This is a genomic window from Pseudomonas sp. IT-347P (genome assembly GCF_949768005.1).
Lineage (GTDB): Bacteria > Pseudomonadota > Gammaproteobacteria > Pseudomonadales > Pseudomonadaceae > Aquipseudomonas.
In genome coordinates, this window is the sequence record NZ_CATKPQ010000011.1 from 642116 (window position 1) to 664054 (window position 21939).

Below are 21939 nucleotides of genomic sequence, written 5' to 3' on the forward strand. Positions count from 1 at the left end.
ATGCATTTCAGCGAACTGATGGCCGTCATTTCCACCCATGCGATCCGCCTTCAACAGGAAGATGAAGACTTGGTCATTCTGGGCAGCGACGACGCGCTGGATGACGCGTTGTGGGACAGCCTCGCGGCGCACAAGGCGCAACTGCTGGAACTGGTCGCCGAGCACGGCGGCGACTGGCTGAGTCCTGCGTTTCGCATTACTCCGGACATGCTGCCGTTGGTGAAGCTGAATCAGGACACCCTTGACCGCATCGTCGCCACGGTGCCGGGTGGCGCCGCCAATGTGCAGGACATCTATCCGCTGTCCGCGTTGCAGGAGGGCATGCTGTATCACCACCTCTCGGCCGCTGCCGGCGATCCCTATATCTCTCAGGCGCGCTTCGTGTTCGACAGTCAGGAGCGGCTGCAAGCGTTCGTCGAAGCACTGCGCTGGGTGGTCAAGCGTCATGACATTCTGCGTACCTCGTTCGTCTGGGAATACCTCGACGAGGCGGTGCAAGTGGTCTGGCGCGAGGCGCCGCTGGTGTGTGAAGAAATCCCCGTCAACAGTGGCGCCGATGTGCTGACGCAACTTCTCGAACGGCATGACCCGCAGCACTTGCGTCTCGACATGCAGCAAGCGCCGTTGCTGCGTTTGGTGTATGCGCAGGATCCTGCTCAGGGTCGCGTGGTCGCGCTGTTGCTGTTTCATCACATGATCATGGATCACGTCGCGCTGGATGTACTGCGTCGGGAAATTCAGGCGTTTCTGCTCGGGCAGAGCGCACAAGTGGCTGCGGCCGTGCCGTATCGCGATCACTTGGCCAAGGCGCGCAGTGCCGGCAATCAGCAGGCGCAAGAAGCGTTTTTCCGCGACATGCTCGCCGATATCGACGAGCCGACGCTGCCGTGTGGCTTGCAGGATGTGCAGGGCGACGGGCATGCCATTGAAGAAGCTGCGTTGCTGCTCGACAGCCACTTGAGCCAGCAGTTGCGCGAGCAGGCGCGGCAGCTCGGCGTGAGTGTCGCGAGCCTGACGCATCTGGCGCTAGCGCGCGTATTGGGGCAACTGTCCGGGCGCACGGCGGTAGTATTCGGCACCGTGTTGCTGGGGCGGATGGACGCGGGCGAGGGTGGCGAGCAAGCGTTGGGGATGTTCATCAACACCTTGCCGCTGCGCGTTGATGTCGGCGCGCACAGCGTGCGTGCCGGCGTGCGGACGACCCATCAGCGCCTGACCGCGCTGCTGGCGCACGAGCAGGCTTCGCTGGCTTTGGCGCAACGCTGCAGCGCAGTGGCGGTGCCGACGCCGCTGTTCAGTGCGATCCTCAATTACCGACACAGCAGCGTTGAGGAAGTGGCGGAGGTGGTCGACATCGCCCCCGGCGTGCAGGTGCTGGGTGCCCGCGAGCGCACCAACTACCCGCTGACCATCAACATCGATGACCTCGGCACAGATTTGCGCATCACCGCGCTGGCGGATGCAGCGCTGGGTGCCGAGCGCATGGCCGCCTACCTGAACACGGCGCTGGAGAGTCTGCTTGCGGCCCTGCAAACCAGCGCCGATGTGCCGCTGCAAACGCTGCGCATCCTCCCGGCGAGCGAACGCGAACACCTGCTGCACGGCGTCAATCTGCCGCTGGCACAGTGCCCGCAAACCCCGCTGATTCACCAGCAATTCGAAGCCCATGCCCAGGCCCGACCAGAGGCCACGGCGCTGATTTTCGACGGGCAAACCCTCAGCTACGGTGAACTCAATCGTCGCGCCAATCAGGTCGCCCATCATCTGCTGGCCCTGAACATTCGTCCCGACGATCGCGTGGCGATCTGCGTCGAGCGTGGTGCGCCAATGATCATTGGTCTGCTCAGTGTGCTCAAGGCCGGCGCCGGTTATGTGCCGATCGATCCGGCCTATCCGCTCGACAGAATCAGCTTCACCTTGCAGGACAGCGCCCCGGCAGCGGTGCTGATGCAGGCGGCGACGCGTGATCGCGTGGCCGACCAGCATGTGCCGCTAATTGACCTCGACAGCACTCACCTCAAGGCCGAACTCGACAGCAATCCGCAGATCCCCGAGCTGACCCCGGCGCATCTGGCGTACGTGATCTACACCTCCGGTTCCACCGGTTTGCCCAAGGGCGTGATGGTCGAGCACCGCAACGTGGCGCGGCTGTTTTCTGCCACTCAGGACTGGTTCCAGTTCAACCAGCAGGATATCGGGGTGCTGTTCCATTCCTTTGCGTTCGACTTCTCGGTCTGGGAAATCTGGGGCGCACTGGCGTTCGGCGGGCAATTGCTGTTGATCCCGCAAGCCGTCAGCCGCTCGCCGGATGACTGCTATGCATTGCTCTGCCAGACCGGCGTCACTGTGCTCAATCAGACGCCGAGCGCGTTCCGCCAACTGATCGCCGCGCAGGGCCGCAGCACGTTGCAGCACTCGTTGCGGGAAGTGATTTTCGGTGGCGAAGCGTTGGAACCGGGCCTGCTCAAACCGTGGTATGCGCGGGTCGGCAATGCCGGAACGCGACTGGTGAACATGTACGGCATCACCGAAACCACCGTGCACGTGACCTATCGATCGCTGCAGGCCGCCGACGCGCAATTACTCGGCGTCAGCCCGATTGGCGTGCGCATTCCCGATTTGCAACTGTATGTCCTCGATGCGCAGCGTGAACCGGTTCCCGTCGGCGTGATTGGCGAGTTGTACGTCGGCGGCGCCGGGGTGGCGCGTGGTTATCTGAATCGCGAAGCGCTGACCGCCGAGCGCTTTATCAAGGATCCGTTCGGCGACAACGCCGAGGCGCGATTGTATAAAACCGGTGACCTGGCGCGCTGGGCCGCAGACGGCAGTCTCGAATACCTGGGCCGTAACGACGATCAAGTGAAGATTCGCGGTTTCCGCATCGAACTGGGCGAAATCGAAGCGCGCCTGTGCGCCTGCGAAGGTGTGCGCGAAGCCGTGGTGATCGCCCGCGAAGACAGCCCCGGTGATCAGCGTCTGGTCGCGTACTGGCTGGCCGATGAAGGTGCGGCGCCGGATGTGGCGCAATTGCGTGATCATCTGCTGTCTGTGCTGGCCGACTACATGGTGCCGAGCGCATTCGTGCGTCTGGAGGCCTTTCCGCTGACCACCAATGGCAAGCTCGACCGCAAAGCCTTGCCGGCACCGGACAGCGAGGCGTTTGCCCGGCGCGGTTTCGAAGCACCGATCGGTGCCGTGGAAAAGCTGATTGCCGAACTCTGGCAGACGTTGCTGGGTGTCGAGCAGGTCGGTCGCCACGACAATTTCTTCGAACTGGGTGGTCATTCGCTGCTGGCGGTAAAGCTGATCGAACGCCTGCGCCAACAGGACCTGCATTGTGATGTGCGCGTGCTGTTCGGTCAGCCGAGCGTGGCAGCACTGGCGGCAACCCTGAGCAATGAACGCGTGATCGTCGTTCCGGACAACCTGATCGAGCCGGGTTGCCCGCGCATTACTCCGGCGATGCTGCCGCTGGCCAGTCTCGATCAGGCCGCGATCGATCGTGTCGTTGAAACGGTGCCGGGCGGCATCGCCAATGTGCAGGACATCTATGGCCTGGCACCGTTGCAGGCCGGGATTCTCTATCACCACCTGGCCACCAGCGCCGGCGATCCGTATGTGTTGCAGGCGCAATTCGCCTTCGACGGACTGGCGCAGATCAAAGACTTCGTCCGTTCCTTGAACGGCGTGATCGAGCGCCATGACATCCTGCGCACCGGCATCGTTTGGGAAGGGCTCGAAGAAGCGGTGCAAGTGGTCTGGCGCGAGGCGCCACTGGCGCTGGAACGCGTCGATGCCGACGAACTCGACGGCGATGTGCTGGAGCAGATGCAGGCGCGTTTCGATCCACGCCACTATCGTCTGGACCTCAATCGTGCGCCGCTGATGCGTTTTGCCTACACCGAAGATCAGCCAAACAAGCGCTGGGTCGGCATGCTGCTGATGCACCATATCGTCCTCGATCACACCGCACTGGAGGTGCTGGTCGCGGAAATGAACGACGTCATGCTCGGCCGCAGCAGTGACCTGCCGCCGCCGGTGCAGTACCGTCACTTTGTCGCGCAGGCGCGGCTTGGCGCCGATGATCAGGCCCACGAGGCGTTCTTCCGCGAGATGCTTGGCGAAATCGACGAACCGACCGTGGCCTTCGGTCTGCAGGACGTGCACGGCGATGGCAGCGACATCCTTGACAGCCAGGCAGACCTCGACGCCGGCCTCGGCCAGCGTCTGCGCGAGCAGGCGCGGCGGCTGGGTGTCAGCGTCGCCAGTCTGGTGCATCAGGCCTGGGCTCAGGTGCTGGCGCAGGTGTCCGGCCAGCAGGACGTGGTGTTCGGCACGGTATTGCTCGGGCGCATGCAGGGCGGCGAGGGCGCAGACCGGGCGCTGGGCATGTTCATCAACACCTTGCCGTTGCGCGTCAGTGTCGGCGCGGACTCGGTAGAGAGCGGCGTGCGGGGTACCCATGCGCGGCTGGCGCAGTTGCTCGGCCACGAGCAGGCCTCGCTGGCACTGGCTCAGCGTTGCAGTGGCTTCGCCGGTTCGCAGACGCTGTTCAGCACCTTGCTCAACTACCGCCACAGTGCGCCCGAGTCGGCCGCCGTAGCGTGGGAGGGCGTACAGATTCTCAGCTCCCGCGAGCGCAGCAACTATCCGCTGGTGGTCAGCGTCGATGACCTCGGTGAAGGTTTCCGCTTGAACGTGCAAGCTGTGCCACAAGTGGACGGCGCGCGGGTCTGCGATTTCTTGCAAACCGCGTTGCACAGCCTGGTGACGGCGCTGGAGTACAGGCCGCAGGCGCCGTTGCAGCAGCTGTCGATCGTGTCGCCAAGCGAGCGGCAACGGGTGCTGGTTGGCTTCAACATCAGCGGTCGTGAATACCCGCCCGCGCAGACCGTGCCGCGCCTGTTCGAAGCGCAAGTGGCGGCGCATCCCGAGGCGCTTGCGGTGGTGCAGGGCGAGCAGCAGTTCAGCTACCGCGAACTGAATCAGCGCGCCAATCGTCTTGCCCACCACCTGATCGGCCTCGGCGTGCAAGTCGACGATCGTGTCGCGCTGTGCCTGCGTCGCGGCCCTGACATGCTGGTTGCGCTGTTGGCGATTCTCAAGGCCGGCGCCGGTTATGTGCCGATTGATCCGGATTACCCGGCAGAGCGCATCGCCTATCTATTGCAGGACAGCGACCCAATCGCCGTACTCGCGCAAGCCGCAACGCGCGAGCTGCTTGGCGTTGTCCCCGTGATCGATCTGGACGCCGGCGACTGGCAGCACTTGCCTGACGCCAACCCTGAGCGGTCGAGGCTGACCCCGGCGAATCTGGCCTACGTGATCTACACCTCGGGTTCTACCGGGCAGCCGAAAGGCGTGATGGTCGAGCACCGCACTCTGGAAAACCTTGTGCACTGGCATGCCGAAGCCTTCGATCTGCATGCCGGCAGCCACACCGCCAGCGTCGCCGGTTGTGGTTTCGATGCCATGGCCTGGGAAGTCTGGCCGGCGTTGTGCGTCGGCGCGACCGTGCATCTGCCACCGCCCGCGATCAGCAATGAACATCTCGATGAATTGCTCGAATGGTGGCGTGCGCAGCCGTTGCAGGTGAGCTTTCTGCCGACCCCGGTCGCCGAATACGCATTCAGTCGCGAGCTGGGCCATCCGACCTTGCGCACGCTGCTGATCGGTGGCGACAAGTTGCGCCAGTTCCCGCTTGATCAGACGTTTGACGTGATCAACAACTACGGCCCGACCGAAGCCACGGTGGTGGCGACGTCCGGGCGCATCGAATCCGGGCGGGTTTTGCACATCGGCCGGCCGATTGCCAATGCGCGGATTTATCTGCTGGACCGTCAGCAGCAGCCTGTGCCAACCGGTGTGCAAGGCGAGTTGTATGTCGGTGGCGCCGGGGTTGCGCGCGGTTATCTGAACCGCCCGGAACTGACCGCTGCGCAGTTCCTCGACGACCCGTTCAGCGATGAACCGCATGCACGCATGTACCGGACCGGCGACCTCGCGCGGTGGCTGGCGGACAGCAATATCGAATACCTCGGGCGCAACGACGATCAAGTAAAACTGCGTGGTGTGCGCATTGAACTCGGCGAAATCGAAGCCGCCCTGAGTACTCACGCTGCGGTTCGCGAATGCGTGGTGTTGGTGCGTGACGGGCGTCTGGTCGCCTGGTTCACCGCAACCGAAGCTGTCGAGATCAGCGACTTGCACCAGCATCTGCAAGCACGCCTGCCTGACACGTTGGTGCCGGCGGCTTACGTGCGCCTGGACAGCCTGCCGCTCACGGCCCACGGCAAACTCGATCGCAAGGCCTTGCCCGAGCCGGATCAGGAGGCGTGGCTCAGCCGTGAATACGAAGCACCGCAAGGCCCGGTCGAGATCGCGTTGGCGCAGATCTGGGCCGACGTACTGAACATCGAACAGATCGGCCGTCACGACAACTTCTTTGAACTCGGCGGCCATTCGCTGTTGGCGGTGAGCCTGATCGAGCGCATGCGTCAGGCCGGTCTGAGCGCCGATGTGCGGGTGCTGTTCAATCAACCGAGCCTCGCTGCGCTGGCGCGTGCCTTGGGCAGTGGCCGGGAAATCACCGTGCCGGCCAATCTGATTGCGGCCGATTGCACGCACATCACCCCGGACATGCTGACCCTGACCACGCTGGATCAGGCCAGTATCGATCGTATCGTCGCCACAGTGCCGGGCGGTGCTGCGAATGTGCAGGACATCTATCCGCTGGCGCCGCTGCAGGAAGGCATTCTTTATCACCACCTGAGTGCCGAACAGGGCGATCCGTACTTGCTGCAATCGCGTCTGGCTTTCGACAGTCTCGAGCGTTTGCAAACCTTCGCCGCACACTTGCAGCAGGTCATCGCCCGCCATGACATCTTGCGCACCAGCGTGGTCTGGGAAGGCTTGCCCGGCCCGCATCAGGTGGTCTGGCGCGAAGCGCAGATAGTTGTGCAACAAGTCGTGCTGGATGCGCAGGACGGCGCCATGCTCGAGCAGTTGCACGGGCGTTTCGATGCGCGGCATTACCGCCTAGACCTGACCGTTGCGCCGCTGATCCGCATGGTCTACGCCGAGGATCCGGCACAACAGCAAGTCGTCGCCATCGTGCTGTTCCATCACTCGATTCTCGACCACACCGCCATGGACGTGATCGGTCGGGAAATGCACGCGTTGATGTTCGATCAGGTCGACACGCTGACGCCACCGATGCCTTACCGCAATTACGTGGCGCAGGCGCGCTTGGGCGCTGACGAGCAGGAACACGAAGCGTTCTTCCGCGAGATGCTCGGCGATATCGACGAACCGACCTTGCCCTTCGGTCTGCAGGATGTCCAGGGCGACGGGCGTGGCATCGAAGAAGCGCTGCAAGCGGTGGATGCCGGACTCAATCGGCGTCTGCGTGAACAGGCGCGGCAGCTGGGTGTCAGTCCGGCGAGCCTGATGCACATGGCCTGGGCGCGGGTGTTGGGCGTGGTTTCCGGCCGCCGCGACGTGGTCTTCGGCACGGTGTTGATGGGACGCATGCAGGGCGGCGAGGGTGCCGACCGCACACTCGGGGTGTTCATCAACACCTTGCCGCTGCGAGTTGATCTCGGTGAAGGCGTACGCGCCGGGGTGAAAGCCACCCATGCGCGGCTGACGGCGCTGCTTGCTCATGAACACGCGTCGCTGGCACTGGCGCAACGATGCAGCGGCATGTCAGGTTCCGCGCCGCTGTTCAGCGCCTTGCTCAACTACCGGCACAGCGCCGCCGAACAGCAGGCGCGCGACGGTCAGGGTATCTGGCAAGGCGTGCGCATGCTTGGCGGTGAGGAGCGCAGCAATTATCCGCTGACCCTGTCGGTGGATGATCTGGGCGAAGGTTTTGTCCTCGACGTGCTGGCGCTGGCCCAGATCGGTGCGCAGCGGATCTGCAGTTACATGCACACCGCACTCGAACATCTGGTGACGGCCCTGGAAGAGGCGCCGCAACGCCCGCTCAACCGGTTGCCGGTGCTCTCGGTGGCGGAATACGAAGACTTGCTGGTCGGCTTCAACCAGCATGACGCGGCCTACCCGCATGGCGCGACGATTCAGCACTTGGTCGAGGTTCAGGCCGAGCAGCAGCCGCATGCACTGGCCGTGGTGCAGGGCGCGCAGCACCTGACCTACGCTCAGCTCAATCAACGCGCCAATCGCCTGGCCCATCACTTGCTCGGGCTCGGCGTGCAGCCCGATGACCGCGTCGCCGTGTGCCTGCGCCGCAGCCCGGAAATGCTCGTCGCGTTGCTGGCGATCCTCAAGGCTGGGGCCGGTTATGTGCCGGTCGATCCGGCGCACCCGGCGGAGCGCATCGCCTATCTGTTGCAGGACAGCGCGCCGATAGCGGTGCTGGCGCAGGCGTCGACGGCAGATTTGCTTGGCGCCGTGCCGCTGATTGATCTGGACCATCCCACCTGGCAGCATTTGTCCGACAGCAATCCGCATTTGCCGACGCTGGCCCCGGCGCATCTTGCCTATGTGATCTATACCTCCGGCTCCACGGGCCAGCCGAAAGGCGTGATGGTCGAACACGCGACGCTGGAGAACCTGGTGCACTGGCACTGCGAGGCCTTTGACCTGCGCGCCGGCAGCCACACGTCGAGTGTCGCCGGTTTCGGGTTCGACGCCATGGCGTGGGAGGTCTGGCCGGCGCTGTGCGTGGGCGCGACCCTGCATCTGCCGCCGGAGTCGGTGAGCAATGAGCACCTCGACGAATTGTTGGCGTGGTGGCGTGCGCAGCCGTTACACGTGAGTTTCCTGCCGACGCCGGTCGCCGAATATGCGTTCAGTCGCGACCTCGGCCACCCGACTTTGCGCACGCTGTTGATCGGCGGTGACAAACTGCGCCAGTTCCCTCGCGAGCAAAGCTTCGCGGTGATCAATAACTATGGCCCGACCGAAGCCACGGTGGTCGCCACCTCCGGCGCGGTCGAGGCCGGGCAGGTGCTGCATATCGGCCGGCCGATGGCCAACGCGAAAATTTACCTGCTCGACGACCAGCAGCTACCCGTACCGGTCGGCGTTGCGGGAGAGTTGTATGTCGGTGGCGCTGGTGTGGCGCGCGGTTATCTGCATCGTCCGGAACTGAGCGCCGAACGCTTCCTCGACGATCCGTTCAGCGACGTACGGCAGGCGCGCATGTACCGCACCGGCGACCTCGCACGCTGGCTGGCTGACGGCAATATCGAGTACCTGGGACGTAACGATGATCAGGTCAAACTGCGCGGCGTGCGTATCGAACTGGGCGAAATCGAAGCGGCGTTGAGTCAGCACGAAGCGGTGCAGGATTGCGTGGTGCTGGTGCGCGACGGGCAGTTGCTGGCGTGGTTCACTGAACGCCTGAGCGTCGAGATCGAGGATTTGCGCAGTCATTTGCAAGCGCAGTTGCCGCAAGCGCTGGTGCCCGCCGCTTACGTGCGTCTGCCAGCACTGCCGCTGACCGCCAACGGCAAACTCGATCGCAAGGCCTTGCCGGAGCCGGATCAAACGGCGTGGCTGAGCCGCGAATATGCCGCGCCGCAAGGATCGGTGGAAATCGCCCTGGCGCAGATCTGGTCAGACGTGCTCAACGTCGAACAGGTCGGCCGTCACGACAACTTCTTCGAACTGGGCGGGCATTCGTTGCTGGCGGTGACGTTGATCGAACGCATGCGTCAGGTCGATCTGAGCACCGACGTGCGCGTGCTGTTCAGCCAACCGACCCTGGCCGCGCTGGCGGCGGCGGTGGGCAGTGGTCGCGAGGTCGCGGTGCCGGAAAATCTGATTGCGGCCGATTGCACGCACATCACCCCGGACATGCTGCCGCTGGTGCAACTGGATCAGGCCAGCATCGAACGCATCGTCGCCACGGTGCCCGGTGGCGCGGCCAATGTGCAGGATATTTATCCGCTGGCGCCGTTGCAGGAAGGGATTCTCTATCACCACCTCAGCGCCGCGCAGGGCGATCCGTACCTGCTGCAATCGTGTCTGGCATTCGACAGCCTCGAGCGTTTTCAAGGGTTCGCGGCGGCGCTGCGTCAGGTCATGACGCGCCACGACATCCTGCGCACCTCCGTGGTCTGGCAAGGCTTGCCGACGCCGGTGCAAGTGGTCTGGCGGCATGCGGAATTGCCGATACACGCCGTGGCGCTGGAGCCGACGCAGGGTGAGGCCATCGATCAACTGCGTGTGCGCTTCGATGCGCGGCACTGGCGTCTGGACTTGGATCAGGCACCGCTGCTGCGTCTGGTGTATGCCCTCGATCCGCACAATCAGCGCGTGGTTGCCATGCTGTTGTTCCACCACATCGCCATGGACCACACCGCACTGGCGGTGGTCAGCGCAGAAATGCAGGCGATTTTGCAGGGTGATGAGCAACTGCCGGTGGCCGCTGTGCCGTACCGCAATTATGTCGCGCAGACTCGCCTTGGCGTCAGCGAACAAGAGCACGAAGCATTCTTCCGCGAGATGCTCGGCGACATCGACGAACCGACGCTGCCGTTCGGTTTGCAGGATGTGCATGGCGATGGCAATGACATCGAGGAAGTCTGCCAGCCGCTGCCGGCCTTGCTGGCGCAGCGTCTGCGCAGTCAGGCGCGGTTGCTCGGCGTCAGCGTCGCCAGCCTGTTCCATCTCGCCTGGGCACAGGTGCTGGCGGCAACGTCCGCTCAGGAACGCGTGGTATTTGGCACGGTGTTACTCGGCCGCCTGCAGGGCGGCGCGGGCGCGGATCGCGGATTGGGCATGTTCATCAACACCTTGCCCTTGCGCGTGGATGTCGATGAATCCGACGTGCGCGCCGGGGTCAAGGCGACCCATGCGCGGCTTAGTGCGCTGTTGGCCCACGAACATGCGTCGCTGGCCTTGGCCCAGCGTTGCAGCGGTGTCGCGGCGCCGTCGCCATTGTTCAGTGCGATGCTCAATTACCGGCATAGCGACAATGAAACCCTACAAGAGGCCAAGCGTGAATCCTGGCAGGGCATCGAATCCCTTGCCGGCGAGGAACGCACCAATTACCCGTTGACCCTCAACGTCGACGATCTGGGCGCCGGCTTCCAACTGACCGTGATGACGCCGTCGCGCATTGGTGCGGCACGCGTCGGTCAGTACATGCACAACGCGCTGATCGCACTGGTTGAAGCACTGGAGCACACCCCGCAGCGGGCGTTGAACCACCTGACAGTGTTGTCGGACGAGGAGCGGCAGGCGTTGCTGTTCGGCCTCAACGACACCGCCGTCGATTACGATTTGCAGCAGACGCTGCACGGCCTGTTCGAAGCGCAGGTGCAACGTACGCCGCAGGCAGTCGCTGTTGTCGCCGGCGAACGGCCATTGAGCTACACCCAGTTGAACGAGCGCGCCAACCGCTTGGCTCGACACTTGATCGGCCTTGGCGTGCGGGTGGATTCGCGGGTGGCGATCTGCGTCGAACGTAGCCTGGAAATGGTCATCGGCCTGCTGGCGATCAACAAGGCCGGTGCCGCTTATGTGCCGCTGGACCCGGCCTATCCGCCGGAGCGCCTGGCCTACATGCTTGAGGACAGCGCGCCGGCCGTGGTGCTGGTGCATGGGGCGACCCGCGCGTTGCTGGGGGATATCGCCGCAGCGGTGGTCGATCTCGACCTGAATACCTGGCAAACCTTGTCTGCCGACAATCCGCAAATCGCGACGTTGACGCCCCAACACAGCGCCTACGTGATCTACACCTCCGGTTCGACCGGCCAACCGAAAGGCGTGGTCAACGAGCATGCCGGTGTGGTCAACCGCTTGCTGTGGATGCAGGACGCCTATCAGCTGACGGCGGCCGATGCGGTGTTGCAGAAAACCCCGTTCAGCTTCGACGTGTCGGTGTGGGAGTTTTTCTGGCCGCTGATGACCGGCGCGCGACTGGTCATGGCGCAGCCTGGCGGGCACAAGGATCCGCACTACCTGAGCGAAGTGATCGAGCGCGAACGCATCACCACGCTGCACTTTGTGCCGTCCATGCTCGACGTGTTCCTCGCCAACAGCGACACCACCCGCTGCGACAGTCTGCGGCAGGTGATGTGCAGCGGTGAAGCGTTACCGGGCAGTCTGGTGCGGCGTTTCAAACTGCAATTACCGGGTAGCGGTTTGCACAACCTGTATGGCCCAACCGAAGCTGCCGTCGACGTAACGGCGTGGGATTGCGTCGGGTCCATCGAGCAGACCCCGGACAACACGCCGATCGGCAAACCGATCGCCAACACCCGGATGTACATTCTCAATGCTCAACAGCAACCGGTGCCGCACGGTGTGATCGGCGAGCTGTACATCGCCGGTGTGCAGGTGGCGCGTGGTTATCTGAACCGGCCGCAGCTGACGGCCGAACGTTTCCTCAAGGATCCGTTTCACCCGCACGGACGCATGTACCGCACCGGTGACGTCGCCCGCTATCGGCCCGACGGCAACATCGAGTACCTGGGCCGCAATGATGATCAGGTGAAGATCCGAGGCTTGCGTATCGAACTGGGCGAAATCCAGGCACGCCTGACCCAGATCGTGGGTGTGCAGGAAGCCGTGGTATTGGCCCGCGAAGACGCGTTTGGCGACAAACGTCTGGTCGCGTATTACACCGGTGAACGCGTGGAAATCGACGTGCTGCGCAGTCATTTGCTCGAGCACTTGCCGGATTACATGGTGCCCGCCGTGTTCGTGCATCTCGAGGGTTTACCGCTGAGCCCCAACGGCAAGCTCGACCGCAAGGCGTTGCCGGCACCAGATCAGCAAGCGCTGAACACACGCGAATACGAAGCCCCGGTGGGCGAAGTCGAAATCACCCTCGCACGGCTCTGGGCCGAACTGCTCAACGTCGAACGGGTAGGGCGTCACGATCACTTTTTTGAGCTGGGTGGTCACTCGCTGCTGGCGGTCAGTCTGATCGGCCGGTTGCGTCAGGAAGGCATGGAAGCCGATGTCCGGTCGCTGTTCGAACATCCGACCCTGGCCGGCTACGCCGCAATTACCGAACGAATGGAGATCGTCCTGTGAACGTGATCGAACTGTTGGCCACATTGAAGGCTAAAGACATCCACCTGGCGGTCACCGATGATCAGCTGCGGGTGAACGGCAACAAGCAGGCCTTGAGCGATCCGGCGTTGCTGGCGCTGTTGCGCGAACACAAACCGGCGCTGATCGAGCTGATCAAGGCCGGGCAATACACGGCGACCAAGGCCGGTCAGGTCGAGGTGCCGGTCAACGGCATCGCTGCCGACGCCACGCAGATCACTCCGTCGATGCTGACCCTGGTCGAGCTGGATCAAATCAGCATCGACCATCTCGTGGCGCAAGTGCCCGGCGGCGCGGTGAATGTACAGGACATTTACCCGCTGGCGCCGTTGCAGGAAGGCATTCTTTATCACCACGTCAGTGGCGGTGAAGGCGATCCGTATGTCATGCAGTCGCAGTTCGCTTTCGCCAGCCGTGAACGTTTTCAAGCGTTCGCGCAAGCATTGCAAACGGTGATCGATCGTCATGACATTCTCCGCACCTCGGTGCACTGGCAAGGCCTCGACGCCCCGGTGCAGGTGGTCTGGCGCCGCGCCGAATTGCCGGTGGAAGAAATCGAGGTGCCTGATGCTGACAGCGATGTGCTGGCATCCCTGCACGAGCGGTTCGACGCCCGACACTTTCGCCTCGACGTCAGCCGCGCGCCGCTTTTGCGCCTGGCCCATGCCTGGGACGCCGCCGGGCAACGGGTGATTGCGACGTTGCTGTTCCACCACATGGCCCTCGACCACTCGGCCCTCGACGTGGTGCGGCATGAAATGCGCGCCTGCCTCAGCGGCCAGCGCGAGTCGTTGGGGCGGCCGGTGCCGTTCCGCAATTACGTGGCGCAGGCGCGGCTGGGGGTCAGCGAAGCCGAGCATGAGGCGTTTTTCCGCGACATGCTCAGCGACATCGACGAGCCGACGTTGCCGTACGGCTTGCAAGACGTGCAGGGTGACGGCAGCGAGATTGCCGAATTGAGCCAGCCGATCGAGGCGCTGTTGGGCCAGCGTTTGCGCGCCCAGGCACGCCAGCTCGGGGTAAGCGCCGCGAGCCTGTTTCACCTGGGTTGGGCCCAGGTATTGGCAGCGTTGACCGGCAAACAACACGTGGTGTTCGGCACGGTGCTGATGGGGCGCATGCAAGGCGCCGAAGCGGTCGACCGGGCGCTGGGGATCTTCATCAACACCTTGCCGTTGCGGGTAAATGTCGACAGCACCGACGTGCGCGCCGCCGTCAACGCCACCCATGCGCGGCTGACCACGCTGATGCGCCATGAATACGCGCCGCTGGCACTGGCCCAGCGCTGCAGCAACGTGGTCGCGCCGACGCCGCTGTTCAGCACGCTGCTCAATTACCGCCACAGCCACAACGTCACCACGGCCAGCCCTGAAACGCTGGCGGCGTGGGAGGGCATTGCCACCTTGCACTCCGAGGAGCGCACCAACTATCCGCTGACCCTGAGCGTCGATGACCTCGGCGATGCGTTCAGTCTGACCTTGCTGGCGAGCACGCAAATCGACCCGCAGCGGATTTGCGCCTACATGCACTGCGCACTGGAACATCTGCTGCTGGCACTGGAGCAGGCGCCGCAAACGCCGGTCAATCAGTTACCGGTGCTGCCGGCAGCGGAGCTTGAGCACGTGCTGGTCGGTTTCAACGCGACACAAATGAGTTTTGCGCCGACTCAGACTCTGCAGCAACGCTTTGAAGCTCAAGTCGCGCAGCGACCGGAAGCGTTGGCGGCAGTGTTTGCCGACGCGCAGTTGACCTACGCCGAACTCAACCGTCACGCCAATGCCCTGGCGCATCACCTGATCGAGCGCGGGGTCAAACCCGATGATCGCGTGGCCATCGTCGCCCGCCGCGGGCTCGATACGCTGATCGGGCTGGTGGCGATTCTCAAGGCCGGCGCCGGTTACGTGCCGGTCGATCCGGCGCACCCGGCCGAGCGCTTGCACTATCTGCTGAGCGACAGCGCCCCGGTGGTGGTCCTCACCCAGACCGATCTGCGTGAGCGCTTGCCGGCACTGGACGTGCCGGTGATCGACCTCGACCGCTGCACTTGGCCACTGAGCTGCACGCTCAATCCGCAGGTGCCGGGCCTGACCGCCGCACATCTCGCCTACGTGATCTACACCTCCGGCTCAACCGGCCTGCCCAAAGGCGTGATGGTCGAGCATCACACCTTGAACAATCTGGTCGATTGGCACTGCACGGCGTTCGACCTGTGCGCCGGTCGCCACACCTCCAGCCTCGCCGGTTTCGGTTTCGACGCGATGGCCTGGGAAGTCTGGCCGGCCCTGTGCGCCGGCGCGACGCTGCATCTGGCGCCAACCCACGACGGCAACGAAGACATCGACGCGTTATTGGCGTGGTGGCGGGCGCAACCGCTGGACGTGAGCTTTCTGCCGACGCCGGTGGCCGAATACGCCTTCAGCCAGAACCTCGAACACCCGACCCTGCGCACGCTGCTGATCGGCGGCGACCGCTTGCGCCAGTTCAATCGCAATCAGCATTTCGACGTGATCAACAACTATGGCCCGACCGAGGCCACGGTCGTTGCCACGTCTGGATTGATCGAGGCCGGGCACGTGCTGCACATCGGAAAACCGATAAGCAACGCCACGGTGTACCTGCTCGATGAACACCAGCGCCCGGTGCCGATGGGCGTGGCGGGCGAGTTGTACGTCGGCGGTGCCGGCGTCGCCCGTGGTTATTTGAACCGTCCGCAGATGACCGCCGAGCGCTTTCTGCGTGACCCGTTCAGTCGCGTGCCGAACGCGCGCATGTACCGCACCGGTGACCTCGCACGCTGGCGCGAAGACGGCACGCTCGACTACCTGGGGCGCAATGACGATCAGGTGAAAATCCGTGGCGTGCGCATCGAGCTGGGCGAAATCGAGACCTGCCTCAATCAGTTGCCGGGGATTCAGGAAGCCGTGCTGCTGGCCCGCGAGGATCAACCCGGCCAGCCGCGCCTGGTAGCGTATTTCACCGAACAGGCGCAGGTCGAAGCGCTGCCGGTCGGTGAGCTGCGCGCGCAATTGCTAAGCCGTTTGCCGGAGTACATGGTGCCGGTGGCGTTCGTCAAACTCGCCGCGTTGCCGTTGACCGCCAATGGCAAAGTTGACCGCAAAGCCTTGCCGGCGCCGGAGCTGTCGGCGTTGTTCACCCGCGAATACGCGGCGCCCGAAGGCGAGGTGGAAGTCGCGCTGGCGCAGATCTGGGCCGATGTGCTGCAGGTCGAGCGGGTCGGGCGTCAGGATCACTTTTTCGAACTCGGCGGCCATTCGCTGCTGGCGATGCGCATGGTCTCGCAAGTGCGGCAACGGCTTGGCGTCGAACTGGCGCTGGCTGAGCTGTTCGCCAACGCCGAACTGGCGGCGGTCGCTGCGGTACTGAACGCGGCCGGGCGCTGCACGCAACCAGCGATTGTGCCGGTGCCGCGTGACGGCGCCTTGCCGCTGTCGTTCGCCCAGCAACGCCTGTGGTTCCTGGCGCAAATGGAAGGCGCCAACACCGCGTACAACATTCCCGTGGCCCTGCGCTTGCGCGGTCGCCTCGACGACGATGCCCTGCAACGCGCACTGGCGCGGATCGTGGCCCGCCACGAAACCCTGCGCAGCCGTTTCGCCCAGTTCAATGATCAGGCACAGGTGCTGATCGCTCCGGTCGACAGCGGCCTGTTACTGCGCGTCGAAGACCTGCGCCACCACCCGCAACCCGAGCAAGCCTTGCAGGCATTGATTCAGGGCGAAGCGTCCGGGCCGTTCGATTTGCAGGATGACGCGCTGATTCGCGGACGGCTGGTGCGCCTGGCCGACGATCATCACGTGCTGCTGCTGACCCTGCACCACATCATCTCCGATGGCTGGTCGATGGGGGTTCTGACCCGTGAACTGATGGCGCTGTATCAGGCGTTCAGTCAGGGGCAGCCGGATCCGCTGCCGCCGCTAGCACTGCAATACACCGATTACGCGGTGTGGCAGCGGCGCTGGCTCAGTGGCGAGGTGTTGCAGCGCCAGAGCGAATACTGGCAGCAGACGCTGGCGGGCGCTCCGGCGTTGTTGATGTTGCCGACCGATCGTGCTCGACCGGCGCAGCAGGACTACGCCGGCAGCAGCGTCGACGTGGTGCTCGATGAACGCTTGAGTGCCGGCCTCAGGGCGCTGGGCCAGCGCCATGGCGTGACGCTGTACATGACGCTGATGAGCGCTTGGGCGATGCTGCTCGGTCGTTTGTCCGGTCAGTCGGAAGTAGTGATCGGTTCGCCCGTGGCCAACCGCACCCGCGCCGAGATCGAAGGTTTGATCGGCATGTTCGTCAACACCCTGGCCCTGCGGATTGACACCTCGGGCGAACTCAGCGTCGAAGCGCTGCTGGCCCGAGTCAAGGCACTGACGCTGGCGGCGCAGGCGCATCAGGATCTGCCGTTTGAGCAGGTGGTGGAAATCACCCGGCCACTGCGCAGTCTGGCGCACAGCCCGGTGTTCCAGACGTTGCTCAGTTGGGACGGTCTGCAAGGCCCGGCGCTGGCCCTCGGTGATTTGACCCTGGAAGGCGTGGCGGAGCCGAGTCACTTCGCCAAGTTTGATCTGTCGTTGAACCTGAGCGAGTCCAACGGTGCAGTTCGCGGTTCGCTGGAGTACGCCACAGCGCTGTTCGACGAGGCCACGGTGCTGCGTTTTGTCGGCTATTTCCAGCGTCTGTTGCAGGCGATGGTCGCCAATGATCAAACGGTGCTGGAGCACGTGCCGCTGCTGGCAGAGGACGAACAGCAACGCCTGCTGAATGAGTTCAATGCCACGACGGTGGATTACAACCTTGAGCAGACCCTCCACGGTCTGTTCGAGGCGCAAGTGGCGCGCACGCCACAGGCTCCGGCGGTGCTCGCCGGGGAGCAGCGCCTGAGCTATGCCGAGCTGAACGCCAAGGCCAACCAACTGGCGCGGCACCTGCGCGGCTTGGGCGTGCAGGCGGATTCGCGGGTGGCGATCTGTGTCGAGCGCGGTCTGGACATGGTCATCGGCCTGCTGGCAATCCTCAAGGCCGGCGGCGGTTACGTGCCGCTGGACCCGGCGTATCCACTGGAACGGCTGGCCTACATGCTGGACGATAGCGCGCCGCTGGCGGTGCTGGTTCAAGGTTCCACGCGCGGGCTGCTCGGTGACGTCGCGGTGCCGCTGGTCGATCTCGATAAAGCGCACTGGCAATCGTTGCCGAGCGGCCCTCTGCCCACCGCCGAGTTGACCCCGCAACATATGGCGTACGTGATCTACACCTCCGGTTCGACCGGCCAGCCAAAAGGCGTGATCAACGAACATGCCGGGGTGGTCAACCGTTTGCTGTGGATGCAGGACGCCTATCCACTGACGGCGGCAGACACGGTGTTGCAGAAGACGCCGTTCAGTTTTGACGTGTCGGTGTGGGAGTTCTTCTGGCCGCTGATGACCGGCGCGCGTCTGGTCATGGCGCAGCCCGGTGGCCACAAGGATCCGCTGTATCTCAGCGAAATCATCGAGCAGGAACGGATTACCACGCTGCACTTCGTGCCGTCGATGCTCGACGTGTTCCTTGCCCACGGCGACACCCAGCGCTGCTCGGAACTGCGTCATGTAATGTGCAGCGGCGAAGCGTTGCCGGGCAGTCTGGTGCGGCGTTTCAAACGGCAATTGCCGGGCAGTGCGTTGCACAACCTCTATGGCCCGACCGAAGCCGCCGTCGACGTGACCGCATGGAATTGCGCCGGGCCGCTGGAGCAAACCCCGGACAACACGCCGATCGGCAAACCGATCGCCAACACCCGTATGTACATCCTCGACGGCCAACAACAACCGGTGCCGCTAGGCGTTGTCGGTGAGTTGTACATCGGTGGCGTGCAGGTGGCGCGTGGTTATCTCAATCGACCAGAACTGAGCGCGGAACGCTTCCTCGACGATCCGTTCCAGGCCAATGGCCGCATGTACCGCACTGGCGACGTTGCCCGCTATCGGGCCGACGGCAACATTGAATACCTGGGCCGCAACGACGATCAGGTGAAAATCCGTGGCTTGCGCATCGAGCTGGGTGAAATCCAGGCACGCCTGACGCAGATCGAGGGGGTGCAGGAAGCGGTGGTGCTGGCCCGCGAAGACGTGCCCGGCGACAAGCGTCTGGTTGCGTATTACACCGGCGAACAGCTGGGCATCGAAGCGCTGCGCAGCCATCTGCTGGAGCACCTGCCGGACTACATGGTGCCTGGCGTATTCGTGCATCTCGATGCATTGCCGCTAAGCGCTAACGGCAAACTCGAACGCAAGGCGTTGCCAGCACCGGATCTGACGGCGCTGGTCACGCGTGAATACGAAGCGCCGGTCGGCGAAGTGGAAATCCTGCTCGCCGCGCTCTGGGCCGAATTGCTCAACGTGGAACGGGTGGGGCGTCACGACCACTTCTTTGAACTGGGCGGGCACTCGCTGCTGGCGGTAAATCTGCTGGCGCAGATGCGTCGTGCCGGTCTCAGCGCCGACATTCGCGTGCTGTTCAACCAGCCGACACTCGCCGCACTGGCGGCGGCCGTCGGTGGCGAGCCGCAAGCCGAGGTCCCGGCCAATCGCATTACGCCGGACTGCCCGCGTATCACGCCGCAACTGCTGCCACTGGTAACGCTCGATCAAGCGAGCCTTGACCGCATCGTTGCCAGCATCCCCGGCGGCGCGGCCAATGTGCAGGACATCTACCCGCTGGCGCCGTTGCAGACGGGCATTCTGTTCCATCACCTGTCGGCCGCTCAGGGCGACCCCTACGTGTTGCAGGCACAGTTTGCGTTTGCCGATGAACAGCGCCTGAACGCCTTCACCGAGGCCTTGCAGAAAGTCATCCAACGCCATGACATCCTGCGCACTTCGCTGTTCTGGGAAGGCCTCGAAGACCCGGTGCAAGTGGTTTGGCGTCAGGCGTCGCTGGTCTGCGAGACTATTGCGCTGGAGGGCGCGAGCGGCGATGCACTGGCGCAGTTGCGCGCTCGCTTCGATGCCGGTCATTACCGCATGGCCGTCAATCAGGCGCCGCTGATGCGCGTGGTTCACGCGTGGGACGCGGTCAATCAGCGGGTTGTCGCGTTGCTGCTGTTCCATCATCTGGTGATGGACCACGTCGCGCTGGAGGTACTGCAACACGAAATGCAGGCCTTCCTCAGCGGCCAGCCACAACGTCTCGCCGAGTCGGTGCCATACAGAAACTACGTGGCGCAGACCCTGGCCGGGATGAGCGATGAGCAGCATGAAAGCTTCTTCCGCGACATGCTCGGCGACGTCGATGAGCCAACCTTGCCCTACGGCCAGACCCCGGCAAAGGAAGGGTTGGTCGAGCAGGCCCGATTGACCCTCGACGCCGGACTCAACCGCGACATCCGCCAGCAGGCGCGGCGCCTGGGTGTCAGCGCGGCGAGCCTGATGCACCTGGCCTGGGCGCAGGTGCTCGGGCAATTGTCGGGCCGCGCCGACGTGGTGTTCGGCACAGTATTGCTTGGCCGTTTGCACGGCGGCGAGGGTGCCGAGCGTGCGCTCGGGGTGTTTATCAATACCTTGCCGCTGCGCATCGATCTGACCGCGCACAGCGTCAAAGGCGCAGCTTTGGCCACCCATCAACGGCTGAGCCAATTGCTCCAGCACGAACACGCACAACTGGCGCGCATCCAGCATTGCAGCGCGATGGCGCCGACCACGCCGCTGTTCAGCACCTTGTTCAACTATCGCCACGGGGCTGCGGCGTCGTCGAGTTCGGCCGAGGCTGCGGCGGCCTGGCACGGCATGCAATTGCTGCAAGCCGAGGAACACAGCAACTATCGCCTGACCCTTAGCGTCGACGATCTCGGCGAAGGCTTCAGCCTGAGCGCATTGGCCGGTGCCGGCATCGACGCACGGCGCACCTGCGACTATCTGCAATGTGCCTTGCACAGCCTTGTGCAGGCATTGGAACAGGCACCGCATCAAGGCTTCGAACGCTTTTCGATCCTGCCGGCCGCTGAGCGCGAACAGCTGTTGATCGGCTTTAACGCCACCCACGCCGATTACCCTCAGGGGCTGACCATCGTTCAGCGTTTCGAGCAGCAAGTGGCTGAGCGACCGCACGCGCCGGCGGCGATTTTTGCTGGCGCGCGCCTGAGTTATGCCGAACTCGACCACCAGGCCAACGCCTTGGCCCATCACCTGATCGAAGCGGGTGTGCGGCCTGATGATCGTGTGGCCATCGTTGCCCGTCGCGGGCTCGATACGCTGGTCGGATTGGTGGCGATTCTCAAGGCGGGCGCCGGTTATGTGCCGGTGGACCCGGCGCATCCAACCGAGCGTCTGAACTATCTGCTGGAGGACAGCGCGCCGGTTGCCGTGTTGACCCAAAGCGCACTGCGCGCACGCCTGCCCGAGCTGCCAGTGCCGCTGATCGACCTCGATTTGCGTCAGTGGCCAGGCAGCAGAATGGACACGCCGTCAGTGCCGGCGCTGACGCCGCAACACCTGGCGTATGTGATCTACACCTCCGGCTCCACCGGACTGCCCAAAGGCGTGATGGTCGAGCACCGCACCCTGAGCAATCTGCTCGACTGGCATTGTGCGGCGTTCGATCTGCACGCCGGCAGCCACACTTCAAGCCTGGCCGGGTTCGGTTTCGACGCCATGGCCTGGGAAGTCTGGCCGGCGTTGTGTGTCGGCGCGACCCTGCATCTGGCGCCGGCCCACGATGGCAACGAGGACATCGATGCGCTGCTCGACTGGTGGCGCGCGCAGCCGCTGGACGTGAGCTTCCTGCCGACCCCGGTGGCCGAGTACGCCTTCAGCCAGCAGCAGGCGCATCCAACCCTGAAAACCTTGCTGATCGGTGGTGACCGACTGCGCCAGTTCAGCCGCAACCAGTCCTTCAAGGTGATCAACAACTACGGTCCGA

General features: G+C 64.0%; 2 protein-coding genes (1 of these 2 running past the window's edge). Both read left to right on the forward strand.

Features of this window, described 5'->3' with window-relative positions; all coding sequences use genetic code 11:
- Positions 1-13017 (forward strand): amino acid adenylation domain-containing protein, encoded by a 13017-nt coding sequence (locus ACM6IV_RS06925; protein ID WP_414869289.1) that lies wholly within the window; start codon positions 1-3, stop codon positions 13015-13017.
- Positions 13014-21939: the 5' portion of a non-ribosomal peptide synthase/polyketide synthase gene (locus ACM6IV_RS06930; RefSeq protein WP_414869290.1), read on the forward strand. The gene runs 8903 nt beyond the window's last position; 8926 of the gene's 17829 nt are visible here — the first part of the coding sequence; its start codon is at positions 13014-13016; the stop codon falls past the right edge of the window. The genes ACM6IV_RS06925 and ACM6IV_RS06930 overlap by 4 nt, the downstream gene beginning before the upstream one ends.